The sequence below is a fragment of the Drancourtella sp. An57 genome (assembly GCF_002161525.1).
Lineage (GTDB): Bacteria > Bacillota > Clostridia > Lachnospirales > Lachnospiraceae > Sellimonas > Sellimonas catena.
Genome location: NZ_NFHY01000019.1, coordinates 43,848 through 65,151, shown reverse-complemented (window position 1 = coordinate 65,151; position 21,304 = coordinate 43,848). Strand labels below are relative to the sequence as shown.

18 protein-coding genes are annotated in these 21,304 nt (G+C 44.9%); 16 read left to right on the top strand and 2 right to left on the bottom strand.

The features are described from left to right. The first annotated feature begins 325 nt into the window (after positions 1–325). Complete coding sequence (locus B5G11_RS13965; protein WP_158099295.1) at positions 326–1,072, top strand: transposase; 747 nt, start codon at positions 326–328, stop codon at positions 1,070–1,072. A 70-nt stretch (positions 1,073–1,142) separates the two neighbouring features. On the opposite strand, the gene B5G11_RS13960 is transcribed toward B5G11_RS13965, so the two are convergent. Together B5G11_RS13960 and B5G11_RS13955 are read right to left on the bottom strand one after the other, a co-directional pair. Further along, positions 1,143–2,933 carry an aminopeptidase P family protein gene (locus tag B5G11_RS13960; RefSeq protein ID WP_087254885.1) on the bottom strand — a complete coding sequence of 597 codons (1,791 nt, stop codon included), beginning with the start codon at positions 2,931–2,933 and terminating at the stop codon, positions 1,143–1,145. Between the two features lie 225 nt (positions 2,934–3,158). Continuing rightward, positions 3,159–4,535: a peptide MFS transporter gene (locus tag B5G11_RS13955; RefSeq protein WP_087254882.1), complete on the bottom strand. Its 1,377-nt coding sequence runs from the start codon at positions 4,533–4,535 to the stop codon at positions 3,159–3,161. Between the two features lie 1,064 nt (positions 4,536–5,599). On the opposite strand from B5G11_RS13955, the gene B5G11_RS13950 reads away from it, so the two are divergent. The 15 genes from B5G11_RS13950 to loaP all read left to right on the top strand — a co-directional run bounded on the left by B5G11_RS13950 (position 5,600) and on the right by loaP (position 21,286). Continuing rightward, on the top strand, positions 5,600–7,036 hold the full coding sequence (locus tag B5G11_RS13950; RefSeq protein WP_087254879.1) for a carboxyl transferase domain-containing protein: 1,437 nt from the start codon (positions 5,600–5,602) through the stop codon (positions 7,034–7,036). Positions 7,037–7,050: 14 nt separating this feature from the next. Beyond that, positions 7,051–7,812 (top strand): OadG family transporter subunit, encoded by a 762-nt coding sequence (locus B5G11_RS13945; RefSeq protein ID WP_087254875.1) that lies wholly within the window; start codon positions 7,051–7,053, stop codon positions 7,810–7,812. A 12-nt stretch (positions 7,813–7,824) separates the two neighbouring features. Further along, the gene (locus B5G11_RS13940; protein ID WP_087167287.1) at positions 7,825–8,193 is read left to right on the top strand and encodes a biotin/lipoyl-containing protein; all 369 of its coding nucleotides are present in this window, start codon (positions 7,825–7,827) and stop codon (positions 8,191–8,193) included. Positions 8,194–8,220: 27 nt separating this feature from the next. After that, the gene (locus tag B5G11_RS13935; RefSeq protein ID WP_087254871.1) at positions 8,221–9,372 is read left to right on the top strand and encodes a sodium ion-translocating decarboxylase subunit beta; all 1,152 of its coding nucleotides are present in this window, start codon (positions 8,221–8,223) and stop codon (positions 9,370–9,372) included. Positions 9,373–9,391: 19 nt separating this feature from the next. Further along, a complete protein-coding gene (locus B5G11_RS13930; protein ID WP_087167285.1) occupies positions 9,392–10,804 on the top strand; it encodes an oxaloacetate decarboxylase subunit alpha in 1,413 nt (470 codons plus the stop codon). A gap of 197 nt (positions 10,805–11,001) precedes the next feature. Further along, positions 11,002–11,955 (top strand): MurR/RpiR family transcriptional regulator, encoded by a 954-nt coding sequence (locus B5G11_RS13925; RefSeq protein ID WP_087254868.1) that lies wholly within the window; start codon positions 11,002–11,004, stop codon positions 11,953–11,955. Further along, positions 11,940–13,175 (top strand): NAD(P)/FAD-dependent oxidoreductase, encoded by a 1,236-nt coding sequence (locus B5G11_RS13920; RefSeq protein WP_087254865.1) that lies wholly within the window; start codon positions 11,940–11,942, stop codon positions 13,173–13,175. The genes B5G11_RS13925 and B5G11_RS13920 overlap by 16 nt, the downstream gene beginning before the upstream one ends. Positions 13,176–13,221: 46 nt before the next feature. Then, positions 13,222–13,887, top strand: a complete 666-nt coding sequence (gene cmk / locus B5G11_RS13915) for a (d)CMP kinase (RefSeq protein ID WP_087167282.1) — start codon at positions 13,222–13,224, stop codon at positions 13,885–13,887. A 159-nt stretch (positions 13,888–14,046) separates the two neighbouring features. Then, positions 14,047–14,781, top strand: a complete 735-nt coding sequence (locus B5G11_RS13910) for a CpsB/CapC family capsule biosynthesis tyrosine phosphatase (protein ID WP_087167281.1) — start codon at positions 14,047–14,049, stop codon at positions 14,779–14,781. A gap of 30 nt (positions 14,782–14,811) precedes the next feature. Then, positions 14,812–15,588 carry a Wzz/FepE/Etk N-terminal domain-containing protein gene (locus tag B5G11_RS13905; RefSeq protein WP_087254862.1) on the top strand — a complete coding sequence of 259 codons (777 nt, stop codon included), beginning with the start codon at positions 14,812–14,814 and terminating at the stop codon, positions 15,586–15,588. Positions 15,589–15,606: 18 nt separating this feature from the next. Then, the gene (locus B5G11_RS13900; protein WP_087254859.1) at positions 15,607–16,299 is read left to right on the top strand and encodes a polysaccharide biosynthesis tyrosine autokinase; all 693 of its coding nucleotides are present in this window, start codon (positions 15,607–15,609) and stop codon (positions 16,297–16,299) included. Positions 16,300–16,319: 20 nt separating this feature from the next. Continuing rightward, positions 16,320–17,066 (top strand): immunoglobulin-like domain-containing protein, encoded by a 747-nt coding sequence (locus B5G11_RS13895; RefSeq protein WP_087254857.1) that lies wholly within the window; start codon positions 16,320–16,322, stop codon positions 17,064–17,066. Between the two features lie 18 nt (positions 17,067–17,084). Next, positions 17,085–18,578, top strand: a complete 1,494-nt coding sequence (locus tag B5G11_RS13890) for an LCP family protein (protein ID WP_087254853.1) — start codon at positions 17,085–17,087, stop codon at positions 18,576–18,578. A 37-nt stretch (positions 18,579–18,615) separates the two neighbouring features. After that, on the top strand, positions 18,616–20,508 hold the full coding sequence (locus tag B5G11_RS13885; protein ID WP_087254849.1) for a nucleoside-diphosphate sugar epimerase/dehydratase: 1,893 nt from the start codon (positions 18,616–18,618) through the stop codon (positions 20,506–20,508). Between the two features lie 265 nt (positions 20,509–20,773). Further along, entirely contained in the window at positions 20,774–21,286 is a 513-nt protein-coding gene (loaP, locus tag B5G11_RS13880; protein WP_087254846.1) for an antiterminator LoaP, read from the top strand. Positions 21,287–21,304: the final 18 nt, after the last annotated feature.

Genomic DNA, 21,304 nt, shown 5'->3' with positions numbered 1-21,304 from the left:
AGCGACTGTCAACCAAGACCAGTGTAAGACAAACTGCAACAGGAATGGAAGTAGAAATAAGCGTAAGACTAAAATCCACTTTAGCCCATTTAAAGTGGAAATAAACTTTTCAGTTCAGTGTCGTCGAAATATACATAAAAAGAATAAGAAACAGTGGCACACTTCTATAAAAAAGAGTATAATATTTTTGGGGACGTGTTCCGGCGTATCGGAACCTGTCCCCGATGAAAAAAATCTGAAATCATATCTTTTAGTTTCTTTTTTCTAAATTGTATCTTATTTATTTTCAATTTTTAATTTGAAATTTACAGAACGGAGTGATGAATTGCCAAGAAATGGTAGAAGAAAATCTTCTTCGGATTTTTATCATGTAATCATCCGGGGAATCAATCGAGAACGCATTTTTGAAACAAATCGACATAAAGAAAAGTTGACAAAGTATTTAAAAGAGAAGGAAGTAGAGACGGTGGAAATCTATGCGTACTGTATTATGTCGAATCATTTACACCTTCTCCTGCACGGACCACTGAAAGAGATTTCTGAGTACATGAAAGCTGTGCAGACGGCTTATGCAATGTATTACAACCGAAAGATGGAAAGAAATGGACATGTATTTCAAAACAGATTTAAAAGTTTCCCAATTGAAAGTGAAGAATATCTCTGGCAGTGTTTCTATTATATCCACTTAAATCCAGTCAAAGCAAAGATTACAGGAAAAATGAACCGATATCAATACAGCAGCGCCCAAGAATACATTTATGAAAAAAAGGGGCTTATTCGCGAAAACGCACGTCAGTTTATTAAAAGTGGACAGATGACTTATTCAGCAGAAAGAGTGATTCCTCAACTTGAAGAAGTTTATATAGAAGATTTGCCGGAAGATACCAAAGAACAGAAAGAAAGGATATTTCGGAAATGGATAGAAATCTATTTGGAAGAACATCCAGATTTACAGTTCTGGGATTTGCAAAAATTACCTGAGAATCGAAAAGATTTTGCAGAAACGATGCTGGATCCCAGAGTTATGTCGAGAAAAGAATTGCTTAGAAGACTCGATAAATTCAGACAATAGCATCGAGAGGTGTTTTTTAACACATTGGGGACGTGCTCCGATGCGTCGGAACACGTCCCCCGATTTCAAATTAGATCTCTCTTGTATATGTTTTGAGCCATTCTTTTTCTTCGTCTGTTAAGTGTGGAGAAATTTTTTCATATACTTGTTTGTGGTAGTTATTGAGCCATTCTCTTTCTGTTTTGGACAGGTATTCCGGATCGATTCCATCGAGGTCGATTGGTGCGAAAGTAATGGTTTCAAAGTACATGAACTGTCCGTATTTGTTTTTGGTTCCTTTTCTGACGATGAATTCGTTTTCGGTACGGATTCCGAATTTGCCGTCTTCGTAGATTCCCGGTTCGTCAGTGATAACCATGCCTTCTTCGAGCTGGTGGTGTTCGTTCTTGCTCGGTACGACATACCAGCGGAAGCCTGTCGGTGGTTCGTGAATATTTGCAAGGTATCCTACGCCATGGCCGGTGCCGCACTGAAAATCAAGATCCAGTTCCCAGATTGGTCCTCTTGCAAGGACGTCAAGATTGTATCCGTAACATCCGTAGAGGAATTTTGCTCTCGCAAGATTCATCATGGCACGTACAACAGCGGTATAGTATTTTTTCATTTCATCGCTGACAGAACCGAGTACAAAAGTACGGGTGATGTCTGTAGATCCTTCATAGTAACCGCCGCCTGTATCATTGAGGAAGAATCCACCTTCCTTGAGTTGTACATCACTTTCTTCAGATGGTGAATAATGCATCATGGCTGCGTGGTCGCCGAATGCGCAAAGAGGTTCGAAACTGTCACGGATGTAGCCTTCCTGTTCAGCGCGCAGGGATGTAAGTTTTGCAGCGGAACTTAATTCTGTGATAACCTCTTTATCGTAGCGTGTTTTGATCCAGTGCATGAATTTTGTGATTGCCACACCGTCCTTGATATGAGCTTCTTTGATATTTTCAAGTTCAACCGGGTTTTTCATGGCTTTCATGAGGATAGTCGGGTTTGCGCATTCTACAATTTTGCAAGGAATGTTTTTGTAAAGTGCATAATTCATTTTCATTGGATCGATCATAGCGACTTCATCTGCAGAAAGTGTTTTGATATCTTCGTAAATGTCATTGTATGGATGAATATTTACATTGTTCTTTGCAAATTCTGCATGGATCTGTTCGTTTAATTTACTGTCGTCCACATAGAGTTCTACACTGTCCATTTTTACAATGGCGTAGGAGAGCAGAAGCGGGAAGAAATCGATATCGTCCCCGCGGACATTTAACAGCCAGCAGATATCATCGAGCGATGCAATCACATGTGCGGTAGCACCCTGTTCGGACATTGCTTTTCTCACGCGCTCCAGTTTGGAAGAGGTACTTTCTCCGGAATATTTTTCTTCAAGGAAAAATGCCGGTTTGTCTGAAAGAGGCGGGCGATCTTCCCAGATCGAGTCGATCAGATCTTCCATATAATCGATACGAATTCCTTTGGAAGCAAGTGCTTCTTCATACTCCTGACCTTCTCCCATGGAAAGTACACGTCCGTCAAATGCGACAGTGCCTCCCTCCGGAACATAGGAAGCAAGCCATTCTGTAACAGAAGGTGTATCGCCTACAAACATCTTCATCAGGCGGATACCGCTTCCTTTCATTTCGTTTTCAGCCTGGAAGAAATATCTTCCGTCTGTCCAGAGTCCGGCATCGTCCTTTCCGATGACAGCAGTACCGTAGGAACCACTGAATCCTGTAATAAATTTTCTTGCTTTGAAGTGTTCGCCTACATATTCGCTTTGGTGAAAATCAGCAGTCGGAACAACATATGCGTCAATTCCTTTTTCTGCCATCAGTGCACGAAGTCTGGCGATTCTATCTGCTACAACAGTCATGAGAAAAACCTCCTTTTTATCTGAAATAATTTTAGATATAAATATTTTATCACTATTGGTGCTTAAGTTCAAATCTTATATGGAAGAAATTGTAAAAAATGTACAAAAAACATAGAAAATGATATAACAAGACCGGCATGACAAAAGTCATGCCGGTCTGTGGAAAACAGATTGTTTTCTAAGGAATCACACACAATCAATATGTGGAAATCCTTTGGTTTTCAATTATTTTTCATCAGCCAGTTTATCCAGCTTGCCGCTGAATGCGTACAGCAGAACACCACAGATGATAACAACTGCAGCAATGATGCTGTAGTACAGGTTGAAGTTACCAGCTCTTGAACCAGCATCGAGAGCACCGTACAGGTTCGGGTAAATCAGTGTAGCGATAAATACAGCGATTGGCCAGAATCCTAACAGGAATCCCATCAGTTTTGCCGGTGCGAACATGGAAATAAAGGAGTTTCCAAGTGGTGAGAAAATCATTTCACCAACGGACATTAATAATGCGATCAAGATTACCCAGAACCATGAGCACTGTCCGTCGCCACGAATTACGTTAGCTACAACCATAGCTACGTAGGAAAGACCTACTAAGAAGATACCGATAGCTGTCTTCTTGAACATGGACATATCGCCCTGCGGTCTTGCTGCCATTTTAGCCCATACAACAGCGAATACAGGTCCCAGAACGATACATGTCAAAGCGTTCAGAGAGTCAAAGTAGGATGTCTGCGGAATCTGCCATCCGAACAGGCTCCAGTCAGCCCAGTTCAGGAATTCGGAGCTGTCGCCGAATCCGAAGTAGTAGTATACTACGTTGTAGGACATATACCATGCAATCCAGAAAATAGCAGAGAAAAGTGTAACGATTACGATAGCAACAATACGTTTTTTGTCGCCGGATGTAAGCGGTTTGGTTTCTTCTGCGGATTTCTTCTCTTTGTCAACGAAAGATCTCTGGTCTTTCTTGAATGGCTGTTTACCCTTGTCACCAAGAGATTTACCATTAGCAAGGAACCAAACTGCATCGATGAGCAGAAGAGCACCAGCGATAAGCAGCAGGAACTGATATCCCTGAGAATCTGCAAGCAGTACTACGAATGTCGTTCCAATGAAAGAACCGATATTAACGAAAGAGTACTGTACAGAGAATGCTGAGTTCAGTTCATCCTGATCATCAAACATCAAACTGTTGACACCGGATAAGTTACCTTTGAATAAACCTGTACCAACAGATACAAAGATAATCATTACCCATACAAGTGTCATGTTGCTTGCCTGCCATCCGATAAGGTAGCCGACACCCATAAGAATCATACCAAGAACTACGCAAAGTCTCGGGCTTACCCAGTAGTCAGCGAGGTAACCGCCGATCATAGGAGTAATGTAAGTAAATGCTACGAAATAAGCGGAAACCTGACCTGCTTCTACAGAAGAAAGTCCCATACCACCCATTGAACTTGTTGTTTCCGTAGCCAGCCAAATAGCAAGAAGCCATTTAACTGTGTAGAATGCACATCTTTCAAATGTGAATCCCAGAGCACAAGCGTAGAAACCAAAAGGATAACCTTTCTTGGATTTAGTAGCTGTGTTTCCCATAGTCAAAACCCTCCAATTTAATTTTTGATTTCTCATACGTAAATCATCCAAGTCATTTTCTTCCCTATATTAATTAAGAAAGAAAACTTACTCAACATACCAAAGTGTGATGAGCTGTCTAATTGAAACAGACACTTTCTGATGCAGCAGATCATGCCGGACTCAGTCAGACAAAAGCGGCCTTTCGGCCAGGTGTCTTTTACAGATTATGAAATCCATTTCCATAATATACCGGCTGGAAAAGACTATGTAAAGGAATATAGTTCGCAAAAGAACAACATCTAAGACAGAATGAACAACTGCCGGAAGCAGAAGTCAGGGAATGGTCTGCCTTGTAGTCTCTGCCTTCGAAAATGAAGACAATCTGGCAAAACGGAAGAGGAGTACTCCCTTTTCTTGTTCCGGATGGTGAACTTCCCTGATTTTATCTGCGGAGACAGACAAAAATATGTCAAAGACTGGATATTCCGCAAAAATAAAATCCGGTCATTTCAGGCATCTGGAACAATATCCGCTATCTGACAGAGAACGGTACTGCACTAGCCGCACACTGAAAGATGCTCCCTTTCGGGAAAGTAAGACAGAAGCGGGAAACTGCCCCGGCCGGCACCGGAAAAACGCATCTTTTCTGACTTGGAAGAAAACATGACGCTTCCGGGTTTTCCTGAATCTGTATTACTGCTTATGCCATAAAAAAGACAAAAGATGTCATTTCCCTTGGTATTCCTTTATAACATTATGACATCCCTGTAATGGCTATTTTAGCACAGTTTCCGTGTCGACACAATGAATTTTTTGTAACACAGTCCAAAATTATTAAATTTTCATAAAAAAAAGACAGATAAAGAAAGAAACTAAAAATTATATTGGGCCAAGTGTAGAAAAAGCTTGAAATATGTTGAAAAAACATTAATACGTTAATATGATAACGCAATATACGAGTGAAAAAATATGTCAAAAATTTCACATAAACTCTTGAAAAAGGATATTAGAAAAAGTATAATATAATTGGCTAAAATTTGGTTTAACTTTTAGGAATATATCACAAATGGAGGGCTAGGTTTATGAGTAATGAAGCAGCAAAAACGCCGGCAGTTTTCAGGATTTCAGAATTACTGGATGCCGGCAGCTTTGTTGAGATCGGTGGCGCTGTCACAGCCAGGAACACGGATTTCAACATGCAGGAAAGCAAGGTTCCGGGAGATGGCGTGATCACCGGATATGGAGTCATTGACGGCAGTCTGGTCTATGTGTACAGCCAGGATGCATCGGTACTCGGCGGAGCAGTCGGAGAGATGCACGCAAAGAAGATTACAGGCCTTTATGACATGGCGATGAAAATGGGGGCACCGGTGATCGGCCTGATTGACTGTGCAGGACTCAGGCTTCAGGAAGGAACAGACGCATTGCAGGCGTTTGGCAGTATTTATGCGAAACAGGCACTCGCTTCAGGAGTGATCCCGCAGATTACTGCTGTGTTTGGTACCTGCGGCGGTGGAGCTGCAATCCTTTCCGGACTTTCCGATTTCACATTCATGGAAGAAAAAGGAAAGCTTTTTGTCAATTCCCCGAATGCGATCCCGGGCAATCACATAGAAAAATGCGACACGTCCGGTGCGGCGTTTCAGACAGAGGAGGCCGGTAATGTAGATTTCCTTGGAACAGAAAATGAAATCCTGACCGGTATCCGGGAGTTGATCTGTATGCTTCCTGCAAACAATGAGGACAACGATTCTTATGAAGAATGCACCGACGACCTGAACCGGTTATGCGCGGGAATTGAAAATGGAGCCGATGACGCTGCCCTCGTGTTATCGATGATCGCTGATGATCAGAAATTTATAGAAGTAAAGGCAGGGTACGCAAAAGAAATGGTGACCGGTTTTGTCCGGATGAACGGACTGACGGTCGGAGCTGTTGCGAACCGTTCCAAAGTATACGATGAAGAAGGCAAAGTACAGCAGGAGTTTGACGGCTCTCTTTCTGCAAAAGGATGCCGGAAAGCAGCTGATTTTGTGACATTCTGCGATGCATTTGAGATTCCGGTTCTGACACTGACAGATGTCAATGGATTCAAGGCATCAAAATGCAGTGAGAAAACACTTGCAAGAGAAGCGGCAAAACTGGTCTACGCATTTGCGAATGCAACGGTGCCGAAGGTGAATGTTATGACAGGTAAAGCGATTGGAAGCGGTTACCTTGTAATGAACAGCAAGGCACTTGGAGCTGACATGGTTTATGCATGGCCGGATGCCGAAATCGGAGCAATGGAAGCAGGTCTTGCGGCAAAGATCATGTATCCTGACGTGTCTGCGGATGAGAGAAAGGAAAAAGAAGATCAGTACCGCAGTATGCAGGAAAGCGCGGCATCTGCGGCGGCAAGAGGATATGTGGATACAGTGATCCGTCCGGAAGATACAAGAAAGTATGTGATCGGAGCTCTGGAGATGCTGTTCACAAAAAGAGAGGACCGTCCGTCCAAAAAGCACGGAACGGTATAGAGAGGTGAGACGAGTTGAAGAAAAGAATTAGTTTATTTGCAGTCATCCTTGCCCTCGTATTTACTCTTTCCGGATGCAGCAGCAGTTCTGATGCAAATTATGATGAAGATACAATGATCGAGCAGGCGGATGCGCTGATCTCAAGTTTCAGCCAGATGTCTACGGAAGAACTGGATGCATTTAAGGATGTAAGTGAACTGCAGTTGAATCTGACACTGCTTCAGTCAGGATTTAATGTGCAGGCGTCCAATTTTACCACGATGATTGATGCGTGGGAAGCTGGAATTGAAGAGTGTGGTGATTATATCAGCCACGGAGATTTCACTGTGGAGCAGAGCTCGGACAGCATCATGCTGACAACAGATGCCGAGTACGAAGACAGAGATGCTGAGATTACGATTGAGTTTAACGAAAAATCGGAGATGGAGAGTTTTACGGCGGCGGCCAAATATTCAACCGGGGAAATCCTTCAGAAGGCCGGTTTGAATACCGTCCTTGGAATGGGAACCGTGTTTGTCGTACTGATTTTCATTTCCTTTATCATTTCCCTGTTCGGCCTGATCGGGAAAACACAGCAGAAAAAGACAGAGCCGAAACAGACAGAAGCAGCACCTGCTGCTGTTGAAGAAGAGACTGTCCAGGAAGAGGATCTGACGGATGATCTGGAGCTGGTTGCAGTCATCAGTGCGGCAATCGCGGCAAGTGAGGGGACTTCTACAGACGGATTTGTAGTACGTTCCATTAAAAAAAGAAGAAAGAACAGTCAGTGGAAATAGGAGGAAGCAATCATGAAAAGTTATACAATTACAGTAAATGGAAACGTATATGACGTTACAGTAGAAGAGAAGAATGAAGCAGGAGCGGCATCTGCGCCGGCAGCGGCACCAAAGGCAGCACCGAAAGCACCAAAGGCACCGGCTCCGAAAAAAACGCAGGGTGCAGGCAGCATCCGTGTGGAAGCAGGGGCGGCCGGAAAAGTATTCAAAATCGAAGCTTCTGTAGGTCAGAAAGTCAAAAGAGGAGAGCCGGTTGTCATCATTGAGGCGATGAAGATGGAGATCCCTGTTGTTGCTCCGGAAGACGGAACAGTGGCAAGTATCGAACTTGCAGTAGGAGATGCATGTGAAGCGGGAACCTTGCTTGCAACATTAAATTAATGACAACTGACAATTGGAGGTTAGAACATGAGCTATATAGTTGAGACGTTAGGGCGTCTTGTAGAGCAGACGGCATTTCTGAACCTGACGGTTGGCAACCTGATCATGATTGCAGTTGCATGCTTGTTTCTGTATCTTGCGATCAACAGAGGGTTTGAACCGCTTCTTCTCGTTCCGATTGCTTTTGGGATGCTCCTTGTAAATATCTATCCGGACATTATGCTGTCTTTTGAAGATTCGGATAATGGAACCGGTGGACTTTTGTATTATTTCTATAAACTGGACGAGTGGTCTATTCTGCCGTCACTGATTTTCATGGGTGTCGGAGCAATGACAGACTTCCGCCCGCTGATTGCGAACCCGAAAAGCTTCCTTCTGGGAGCAGCTGCACAGTTTGGTATTTTTGCAGCATACCTCGGGGCAATGGCAATGGGATTTTCTGACAAAGCAGCGGCAGCAATCGCCATCATCGGCGGAGCGGACGGACCGACATCGATTTTCCTCTGCGGAAAGCTTCAGCAGACCGCACTTCTTGGACCGATTGCGGTAGCGGCTTATTCCTACATGGCACTGGTACCGATTATCCAGCCGCCGATCATGAAGCTTCTGACAACAGAAAAAGAACGTAAGATCAAGATGGAACAGCTCCGGCCGGTATCCAAGCTGGAAGCGATCCTCTTCCCGATCATCGTTACCATTGTTGTCTGCCTGATTCTTCCGACGACAGCACCGCTTGTCGGAATGCTGATGCTTGGAAACCTCTTCCGTGAATCCGGAGTGGTACGCCAGCTGACAGAAACCGCGTCCAACGCGTTGATGTATATCGTTGTCATCCTGCTTGGTACTTCCGTAGGAGCAACGACAAGCGCGGAAGCGTTTTTGAATCTGGATACGATCAAGATCGTCATCCTGGGACTGATCGCATTCGCGTTCGGTACCGCGGCGGGTGTTCTTCTTGGTAAAGTCATGTGCTATGTAACCGGAGGCAAGGTCAATCCGCTGATCGGGTCCGCAGGAGTATCTGCAGTGCCGATGGCAGCCAGAGTATCACAGAAAGTCGGTGCTGAGGCAGATCCGACAAACTTCCTTCTGATGCATGCAATGGGGCCAAACGTAGCCGGGGTTATCGGAACGGCAGTCGTGGCAGGAACATTTATGGCGATATTCGGAGTGAAATAAGTTCGAGGAGGAGATTGAAATGGCAGAGAAAAAACCAATTAAAATAACAGAGACGATTCTGCGTGATGCACATCAGTCCCTGATCGCAACAAGAATGACGACCGAGCAGATGATGCCGATCGTAGAAAAACTTGACAAAGTCGGATATCATTCCGTGGAATGCTGGGGAGGAGCAACCTTTGACGCTTCTTTACGTTTTCTGAAAGAAGATCCATGGGACAGGCTCCGTAAATTCCGTGACGGTTTTAAAAACACAAAGCTGCAGATGCTGTTCCGCGGACAGAACATCCTCGGATACCGTCCTTACGGCGATGATGTAGTAGAGTACTTTGTGCAAAAATCCGTTGCAAACGGAATTGATATCATCCGCATTTTCGACTGTCTGAACGACCTTCGGAATCTTCAGACCGCAGTCAGGGCGGCAAATAAAGAAAAAGCCCATGCACAGGTGGCCCTCTCCTACACAATCGGAGACGCCTACACTCTGGAATACTGGGTACAGAAAGCAAAAGAAATCGAGGAGATGGGTGCGGATTCCATCTGCATCAAAGATATGGCAGGCCTTCTGCTTCCTTATAAAGCAACCGAACTTGTAACCGCTTTAAAAGAAGCAACGAACCTTCCGATCCAGCTCCACACCCACTATACATCCGGAGTCGCATCCATGACCTACTTAAAAGCAGTGGAAGCAGGTGTAGATGTGATCGATACGGCAATGTCACCATTTGCGCTCGGAACATCCCAGCCGGCAACCGAAGTCATGGTAGAAACATTCAAAGGAACACCGTACGACACCGGATTTGACCAGCAGCTGTTGTCCGAGATCGCAGATTACTTCCGCCCGATCCGTGATGAAGCACTGGAAAGCGGACTCTTAAATCCGAAGAATCTGGGAGTTAATATCAAAACACTCCTCTATCAGGTACCGGGAGGCATGCTCTCCAACCTGACCTCCCAGTTGAAAGAACAGGGAGCGGAGGACAAATATTATGAAGTGCTTGAAGAAGTACCAAGAGTCAGAAAGGACCTCGGGGAACCGCCGCTTGTCACACCATCCTCCCAGATCGTAGGAACACAGGCTGTCTTCAACGTTTTGATGGGAGAACGCTACAAAATGGCAACCAAAGAAACAAAAGATATCCTGAAAGGCAAATACGGCGCAACTGTCTGCCCGTTCAACGAAGACGTCAAGAAAAAATGCCTCGGCGACGAAATCGATGACTGCATCACCTGCCGCCCGGCAGATCTTATCCCGGACGAACTGGAAACACTCGAAAACGAGATGAAACAGTGGAAACAGCAGGACGAAGATGTACTGACCTATGCCCTCTTCCCGCAGGTTGCAATCGACTTTTTCAAATACCGTCAGGCACAGCAGACAAAAGTAGACGAGACAATTGCAGACACAAAAAACGGAAGTTATCCTGTTTAAACGTACAACTTCTAAATAAAAAGCAATACAGATTTTTCTATTGGGGACGTGTTCCGATGAATCGGAACACGTCCCCAAAATTTAATAAATGCTTAAATCTTTGTCCTCTTTCTTGTCGACTCTTGTGAAATGCTTGTAATTAAGGTGAAAAAGGAGTATACTTAATTAGCTATTATGGACTTTTGGAGGAGTTAGTCATGACCGGCAAAAATGAGTTGCTTGAAAGAATTGAGGAGCGATATGACGGGATGAGCAAGAGCCAGAAGAAACTGGCGGACTATATACGGTCTTCTTATGAGAAGGCTGTTTTCATGACTGCGGCCAGACTGGGTGATGTGGTCGGTGTCAGTGAGTCTACAGTTGTACGTTTTGCGTCCGGTCTTGGGTACAAGGGCTATCCGCAGTTTCAGAAAGCACTTGAGGAGCTTGTGAGCAACCGTCTGAATTTTATTCAGAGGATGGAGGTTACTTACGGACGGATCAGCCAGTCTGAGATTCTGATGAGTGTGCTCCAGTCGGATATAGAGAAGATTAAGCTGACGATGGAGCATATTGATCAGAATGCCTTTGAGACGGCGGTCGATACGATTTTAAATGCCAGGAAAATCTACATTGTGGGCATACGAAGCTGTGCCACACTTGCAAATTTTCTTGGCTTTTATCTGAATCTGATCCGGGACAATGTGGTCAGCGTGGACACGAACAGTTCCAGTGAGATTTTTGAGCAGATTATCCGGATTACGGAGGAGGATGTGATCATCGGTATCAGCTTCCCGAGATACTCCATGAGAACGTTAAAGGCTCTGGAATTTGCAAACAACCGGGGGGCAAAGATCATCACACTGACGGACAGCGTTCACTCACCGATGAATCTTTATTCGTCCTGCAGTCTGATCGCGCGCAGCGATATGGCTTCGATTGTGGATTCGCTTGTGGCGCCGCTGAGTGTGATTAATGCGCTGGTGGTTGCACTCTGCATGAAAAAGCAGGACGAGGTTGTGGACACGCTGGGGACACTGGAACAGATTTGGGATGAGTATCAGGTTTACTCAAGCGATGAACTGCATCCGGTCAGTGATAAAATACCACTTCATTTTCCGGACCAGAAGAAAGTGAATGATCAGAGGAGAACGGAATGGGAAAAACAGTAGTAATCGGAGGAGGCGCGGCAGGAATGATGGCCGCCATCTTCGCAGCAAGAAATGGAAACCAGGTAGAATTATTTGAGAAAAATGAAAAACTGGGTAAAAAGATCTATATTACCGGAAAGGGAAGGTGCAATCTGACGAATTCCTGTGATATGGAAGAGCTTCTGGATTCTGTGGTTACAAATAAAAAGTTCCTTTACAGCAGTTTTTACGGATTTACAAACGAAGAGACCATGGAGTTTTTCAGCGAAATCGGACTGAAGATGAAAACAGAGCGGGGAAACAGGGTGTTTCCGGAGTCCGATCATTCTTCTGATGTCATCCGTGTACTGGGAGATGAATTGAAACGCCAGGGAGTTCAGGTACACTTAAACACGAAAGTACAGCAGATCGGAACAAAAGACGGGGCGTTTGCCTGCCTGTACCTTGCGGACGGGACGGAAGTACAGGCAGATACATGTATTATCGCCACAGGAGGAAACTCCTACCAGACGACAGGGTCAACAGGAGACGGTTACCGGTTTGCAAAAACCCTTGGACATACCGTAACCAGCATCCGTCCGGCGCTGGTGCCGATGGAGACGAAGGAATCTTTTGTGAAAGATCTTCAGGGCCTTTCTCTTAAGAATACGGCAATTACCATCTTGGACGGGGCGAAAGTCCTTTACGAAGATTTTGGTGAAATGCTTTTTACGCACTATGGAGTGAGCGGGCCGATGATATTAAGCGCCAGCTCTTTTGTCGGAAAAATTCTGGAGGAAAGACCGCTGAGACTCCGGATTGATTTGAAGCCGGCGCTTTCCTTTGAACAGCTGGATGCGAGACTTCTGCGGGATTTCGAGGAGAATAAGAACAAGCAGTTTAAAAACGCACTTGCCAGGCTTCTCCCGGCCAAGATGATTCCGGTGGCTGTTGAGCAGAGCCGGATTCATCCGGAAAAGAAGATCCACGAAATCACCAGAGAAGAGAGGCTTGCTTTCGCGGCATTGCTAAAAGGTCTGGAGCTGACCATTACCGGGCTTCGGGATTTCAATGAAGCCATTATTACACAGGGAGGCGTCAATGTCAGGGAGATCAACCCGGCGACGATGGAATCCAGACTGGTAAAACATGTCCATTTTGCGGGAGAGGTTCTGGATCTGGATGCTGTGACAGGCGGATTCAATCTTCAGATTGCATGGTCTACCGGAAATGCGGCGGGTTCCTGTGCTTCTGAGGAATAAGGCACAGTCAGACTGAGAATAAATACAGTATCGGAGGATGAAAATAATGGGTTATCAGATAGCGATTGACGGACCGGCCGGCGCCGGGAAAAGCACCATAGCAAAACTTCTGGCAGAAAGAAAAGGCTTTATTTATGTAGACACCGGGGCAATGTACCGGGGGCTAGCCTGGTATTTTCTGACAAAAGGAATCCGGCCGGACGATGAAGAGGCGGTCACAAAAGCATGTGAAGAGGTGAAAATTGACATTGCCTATGAAAATGGAAAGCAGCAGATTTATGTAAATGATAAAAATATTACAGACCATCTCCGGGAGGAAGCAGTCGGAAATATGGCATCAAAAAGCTCGGCCGTTCCGGCGGTACGCGCCAGACTGCTGGAACTGCAGCGGGATCTGGCAAGGAGAGAAGATGTTGTAATGGACGGCAGAGATATCGGAACAAGTGTTTTGCCGGATGCAGATGTCAAGATATTCCTGACGGCAAGTGTTGACACGAGAGCCGGACGAAGGTACAATGAATTGTTGGGAAAAGGGGAATCCTGCGATTATGCTCAGATCGCAGCAGATATAGAAGAACGTGACAGAAGAGATATGACCAGAGAGATTTCCCCGCTGTGCCGCGCAGAAGACGCAGAGCTGATTGACAGCTCAGAGATGACGATTGAAGAAGTTGTAGAAAAAATAGAATCTTTCTGCCGCGAATCAAGATAAAAAGGAATGAGAACTGACCGGAGAGGAGGAATTACTGTAATAAATTGTAATAACGACGTAAAAAAATAGAAAGGATTGTAACTATTGCTTGAAAATTGCGGAGTGGATAACGTATAATAGTTGACAAAGCAATAGTATGGAAAGATTGGAGTAGGATAGATGAACCAGTTTGTAGATATTCATTGTCACATTCTGCCGGGGGTGGATGATGGATCCCAGTCTCCGGAAGAAACAAAGGCCATGCTGGAGAAAGCATGGGATGAGGGGATACAGATCATGGTGGCGACCCCTCACTATCACAAGCAGAGAGGGAAAAATGATATCGATCTGATCAAGAAACAGTTGCTCCTGACTCGAAAGCTTGCAAAGGAAGTTCACCCGAAGATGCAGATCTGTCTTGGGATGGAGATTTATTACGGGGAGGATGTCCCGGAGCTTTTAAAGACCGGGAAAGCAGTGAGCATCAGAAAATCCAGATATATCCTGGTGGAGTTTTCGCCGGGAGACGATTTCCAGTATATCCTGAATGCTGTGAGAAAGCTTCAAATGAGCGGCCACACCGTTATTATTGCGCACATTGAGCGTTACAACTGCCTGAGAGAAGATATCTCAAACGTAGAATATCTCAGGGAGATGGGGGCGTATCTCCAGGTGAACGCGGGAAGCATTACAGGAAGTTACGGCAGAAGCGTAAAGAAGTTTCTGCGGGAGGTATTAAAAGCGCATCTTGTCCAGCTGGTAGGGACAGATGCACATGGTCCGGAGAAGCGGTCACCGAAGATGCAGGAGGCATACAAAGAAGTTGTCAAACGTTGCGGTGAAGAGTATGCGGACCAGATCTTCGGGCAAAATGCCAAGAAAGTTCTTCGCAATGAAGAGATTGACGAGTACTAAATGAGAATGAATTAGGAAGGTATAGTGTTTATGGAAGGGACAAACCAGAATGTGAAAGAAAATGATGAGATTACAATAGATCTCACCGAATTGTTTATGACGTTATGGAGCAAGGCACATATTATTATTCTGTCAGGAATCCTGCTGGGGCTTCTGGCATTTGTTGGAACCAAACTTTTTATTACGCCAATGTATACTTCAACAACCCGGTTCTATGTGCTGACCAGAACAACGGACACCGGAAACGTGACATACAATGATCTGCAGACAGGATCACAGCTGACGAAAGACTATGCGGAACTGGTAAAGAGCCGTCCGGTTCTGGAAGAAGTTATTTCTGTTCTGAATCTTGATATGGATACAGAAGAGCTGGCGGATAAGATCACGGTTACCACACCGACAGATACCCGTGTCATGTCCATTAATGTAAGAGACGCCGAACCGAAACAGGCAAGAGATATTGCAGATGCGGTACGCCAGGCGGTAGGAATTCAGATTCAGGATATCATGGATGTTGACTCTGTCAAGACGGTAGAGGAAGCGAACCTGCCGGACAGCCCGAGCAGCCCGAGCGTGATGCGTAATACGCTGATCGTCGCAATTCTCGGAATTCTGATTTCTGCCGGTATTATCATTCTGGTATTTATGCTGGACGATACAGTAAAGACACCGGAAGATGTAGAGACATATCTTGGACTGAATGTTCTTGCGTCCATTCCGGTTTATGACGGGGCAAATGCAAAGAATAAAAAACGTGTAAAAGGGCTCTCGGCCCGGAATTTCCAGAAAAAAACTGCGAAAAAGTAAGGTTTGGGAGGTCTGAAGATGAAAGAAATATCATTAAATTTAAAGAGTATGCAGGATTACAGAATTAATGAATCCTACAAACAGCTTCGTACAAATATTGAATTCTCCGGAGAGGAAAATAAGATCATTGCAATTACAAGCTGTGCTCCAAGTGAAGGAAAGAGTACGGTATCATTATCAACGGCATACTCTCTTGCAGAGGCGGGAAAAAAAGTTCTTTTTATTGACGCGGATCTTAGAAAGTCTGTTCTTGCCGGAAGATATAAGGTGACAGGAGAAATGAAAGGTCTGACCCATTTTCTTTCCGGTCAGGGAGATCTTTCTGAAATTCTCTGCAAAACAAACGAAAAAGGCCTGTTTGTCATTTTTGCAGGTCCGGTTCCGCCAAATCCGGCAGAACTCCTTGGAAGCAAAAAGTTTGCCGCACTGTTAAAAGAGGCAAGAAATATTTATGACTATATTATTATCGACACACCTCCGCTTGGAAGTGTTATCGACAGCGCAATCGTGTCCGCAGCATGTGACGCGGCGATTCTTGTTATTTCAGCCAATACGGTCAGCTACAAGTTCGCGCGTTCCGTAAAGGATCAGCTTATCAAGACAGGATGTAATATTCTGGGAGTTGTTCTCAACAAGGTATCCATGAAGCAGAATAAATATTACGGTAAGTATTACGGGAAATATTACGGACATTACGGAAGTGACAATTAATCGATTAGGAGAACGTTAAGATGAGACAAAGGCTATTAACCCTGTGTCTGATAGCAGGCTGTGCGGTGCTGGTAGCCGGTGCGGCCGTTATCACTGCTTCACAGGATAAAACAGCACCGGTCATCACGATCGAAGATAAAGAGAAAGAAATCACCTACAAAGACGGAGACAATTATGAAGAACTCCTCGCTGACGTAACTGCCGAAGACAACCGGGACGGAGATGTGACGGATCAGATTTTTATTGACAAAATTACGGTAGTAAGCGATGGAACCCGCGCAATTGTACAGTATGCGGTAATCGATGAGAGCAATAATGTCGGAACCGAAACACGGATGGTCAATTATGAGGGAACCGGGCAGGCAGAACAAAATGTCAGCCAGCCTGAAGCAGAGGAACCGTCCCAGGAAGAGGAAGCGCAGACAGAGGAAGATACTTCAGAGGATGAACAGGCAGCACAGGAACAGGCTTCCGCTGAGGAAACACAGGAGGAAAATACCGGAGAACTGACACCGGACGGGGCAAATCCGGCAATCCGTCTCACGGAGACGTCCAGATCAATCCGTGCAGGAGAATCATTCGATGTCCTTTCCGTGATTGACCAGGTGGTGGATGACCAGGACGATGCGGCGACATTATCCAGAAGAATTCACGCGGACGGAGAGTACAATACATCCGTTCCGGGTACATATACAATTCGCTACTATGTGATGGATACGAACAATAATACATCAAATATTGAAGAGTTTACATTGACTGTACAGTAGGTAAAAGGAGTGATAAAAATGCCGCAGAGAAGAGAGCAGAGGGAACGCAGGAGACATCAGGGCCGCCGCGGTTCCCGGCATTACGACGAGAAAAAAGGGAGAAATACTCTCGGAAAAGTGATTGCAGTAATTCAGCTTCTGATTTCTGTGATTTTTGTCGGTATCTTATTTAACAGTGGAATGATTCCGATGAAGTATCTGGCAGCAGGGGCTGTTGTGCTTCTGCTGTTGTTCGCCCTCACATTTGGAATGCAGTATATCAGGAACAAAATTCATATTGTGGGGATTGTACTGAGTATTCTGATCAGTGCCGCACTTGCTTTCGGAACCTATTACTTTATGAATATGCATCAGGCAATCAGTAATATCGGAGGAGCTGAGTATAAAACCGACAATATGATCGTTGTGGTCAAAAAGGAAGACAGCGCGGAGTCGATTCTGGATGCGCAGAATTATATTTTCGGAGTTCAGACGGCCGCTGATCAGACAAACAACGAAAAGATGATTACCAAGCTTTCCACACTGATCGGACAGGAGCCGAATGTGTCGGAGTTCAATACTGTTCAGGAGGAAGCACAGGCCCTTCTGGATGGTAGAATTGAGGCGGCTATCTATAATGAGGCATTCAACAGCCTGATTACAGACGAGATTGAAGGATATGAAGATCAGGTTCGTATTCTGTATCAGTATGGAATTGATACCAAACTGGAAAAAGTAGACCAGAGCGTGACAGAACCGTTTAATGTCTATATCAGCGGAATCGACGTATACGGTCCGATTTCCACAAACAGTCGAAGCGATGTGAATATCATCGCAACAGTGAATCCGGAAACACGCCAGGTGCTTCTGACAACAACGCCGCGTGACTACTACGTGACACTTCCGGGAGTTTCCGGAAACCAGCGGGACAAACTGACTCATGCCGGAATTTATGGAGTGGATGTTTCCATGGCAACACTGGAACAGCTTTATAATACCGACATCAATTACTACGCGAGAGTGAACTTTACCTCACTGATTGAAATTGTCGATACACTTGGCGGAGTCGACGTCAATTCCGAGTATGCTTTTGAAGCGGGAGGATATTCTTTCCAGCAGGGTGTGAACCATTTAAACGGGAAACAGGCACTTGCCTTTTCAAGGGAGCGTCACAGCTTTGCTTCCGGTGATAACCAGCGGGGAAAGAATCAGGAAGCCGTGATCACAGCAATTATCAACAAGATGCTGACACCATCCATGCTTACGAAAGCTATGGATATTGTAAAAGAGCTTGACGACTGTGTAGAAACGAATGTATCTATGGACCAGCTCTCAAAACTGATCCAGATGCAGCTCAATTCAGGCGGCAGCTGGAGTATCCTGACCGACAATGCGATCGGAACAGGAGACAGCAATACTTGTTATTCATCCGGAAGCCAGATGCTGTATGTCATGAATCCGAATGAGGTTTCTGTAAACAGCATTTCAAGCAAGATCAACCGGATTTTAGGTGGGGAAAAAATTACACAGTAGAGGGCTGTGGAAATAAAAGAATGAGGAGTAAAGTGTTATGAAGAAATGGATGGCAGATAAGCTGTTTCTGTATCATTGGGTACGTATCTCAATCTTACTGTTTATCTATGATGTAATTGTAATGAATGTGTCTTACGGACTGGCATTATGGCTGAGATTTGACTTCCGCTTCTCGGACATTCCGCCGGAATATCTTTTTACCTGGATCAGGTATATTCCGATTCATACCGTATGTACACTGATTCTGATGTTTGCATTTAAACTGTACCGGAGCATGTGGCGGTTTGCAAGTTTTGACGAACTGTCGAGAACCACAATTGTATGCGCGATTTCCATGGCACTTCATATTGTGGGGACTACCGTGATTTTTCAGAGAATGCCGATTTCATATTATGTAATGGGGGGAATTCTTCAGTATTTTCTGATTACAGGTATCCGTTTCTCTTACCGGATTTACCGGATGTTTGTCACAAGGACTTCAGCAGCGGCTGTAGAATCCAGAGATGTGAAAAATACGATGATCATCGGTGCCGGAGAGGCCGGCAGGGCAATCATCAGTGAATTTAATAAAAGCGGAGACAAGATGCACACAAGAATCCGCTGTATTATTGACGATAACAAAAACAAAAAGAACCGTTATATCGACGGAATTCCGATTGTCGGAACAAGAGAAGATATTCCTGAGATGGTAAAGAAATATCAGATTCAGAAAATTATCTTTGCAATTCCTGCGATTTCGGCTTCCGAAAAGAAAAATATTCTCGAGATCTGCAAGGAGACGGGATGTGAAATGCAGATCGTTCCGGCTGTCTATCAGCTGGTTAACGGCGAAGTAAAAGTAAGTTCGATCCGTCCGGTAGAGATCGAAGAGCTTCTCGGACGGGAAAGCATCCGGATGGACCTTGCAGAGATTTCCGGATATGTAAAAGACAAAGTCGTACTTGTCACAGGAGGCGGCGGTTCCATCGGAAGCGAGCTCTGCCGGCAGATTGCGGCATACGGTGCAAAACAGCTGATTATATTTGACATTTACGAAAATAATGCCTATGATATTGAACAGGAGCTGAGAAGGAAATATCCGTCATTAAATCTGGTCGCATTGATCGGATCTGTGCGGGATACCGGATGTCTGGAAAAGGTATTCTCCACGTATCATCCACAGCTCGTTTTCCATGCGGCAGCACACAAACATGTACCGCTGATGGAGACAAGCCCGAATGAGGCAATCAAAAATAATGTATTCGGCACCTACAATACTGCAAAACTCGCCAACGAGTACGGTGTAGAAAGATTTGTCCTGATTTCGACGGACAAGGCGGTCAATCCGACCAATATCATGGGTGCCAGCAAGAGAATGTGCGAGATGGTCATTCAGATGATGTCACGCCATTCCAAAGGAACCACCTTTGCGGCAGTACGTTTCGGAAACGTACTGGGAAGCAACGGAAGCGTAATTCCACTGTTTAAAAAGCAGATCGCAGAGGGCGGACCGGTTACCGTCACACATCCGGATATCATCCGGTACTTCATGACGATTCCGGAGGCAGTATCCCTTGTGCTGACTGCAGGTTCCTACGCAGAAGGCGGCGAGATCTTCGTTCTCGATATGGGAGAACCGGTCAAGATCCTCGACCTTGCCACCAACCTGATTAAACTTTCCGGACTGAAACCGGGAGTGGATATCGAAATTAAATTTACTGGCTTAAGACCTGGAGAAAAGCTTTACGAAGAGCTTTTAATGGCAGAGGAAGGTCTGCACAAAACAGATAACAATCTGATTTTCATTGGAGAACCGATCGATATGGATGATGATAAATTCCTGATGGAGCTTGCAGAATTGAAAGATGCATGCTACAAGGAAGTATCGGATGTCAAAGAACGGGTATCCAGAATCGTACCTACTTATCAGTATAAGAAAAAAGAAAAATAACAAAGTCGTTTTGGACTTGAAAATATCTTAACCAAATCAAATCGTCGCTTTGTCGCGTTTGAATGGGAAAGTGGTCATTATGGAATATCGTGATTCACCCGGAAAAGCATCCGGGTGAAATGGCGAAGCATACCCTTTTTACTTTCATGATTTGGAAGTGAAAAGAGTATGCTTTTTTCATGCAGAATATTTCATAAAAGCGACTTCCCTCACATTTTAATGAAATGAAATACGACAAGGCCTCATTTGAAGAAAGAGGACTTCTATGTGGTATGTAGTACAGGTACGCACAGGTACCGAGGAAGAGATCATCACACAATGTGAAAAAACGATCGATCACGGGATTTTAAAGCGCTGCTTTATCCCTTACTATGAATCAATGAAGAAGTACAAAGGAGAATGGCATCTGGAGCAGAAAATTCTGTTTCCAGGATACGTTTTCATGATTACAGACGAAATGGAACAACTGTATCTTGGCCTGAAAAATGTGATCGGCCTTACAAAGCTGATCGGGACAGGACGGGAAATCATTCCGCTAAAACAGGAGGAAGTAGACTTCCTGACCGAATTTGGAAAAGAAAAACAGGTTGTTGAGATGTCCACCGGGATCATTGAAAACGGCCGGATCCGGATCACCGACGGCCCATTGAAAGGACGCGAAGCCATGATCCGCAAAATCGACCGGCATAAGCGAAAAGCAAGCCTTGAGATCCCGATGTTCGGGAGAATCCTGGAGACCCAGGCAGGCCTGGAAATCATAGAGAAAATTGAAACATAAAAGGAAAAACAGTCTGGA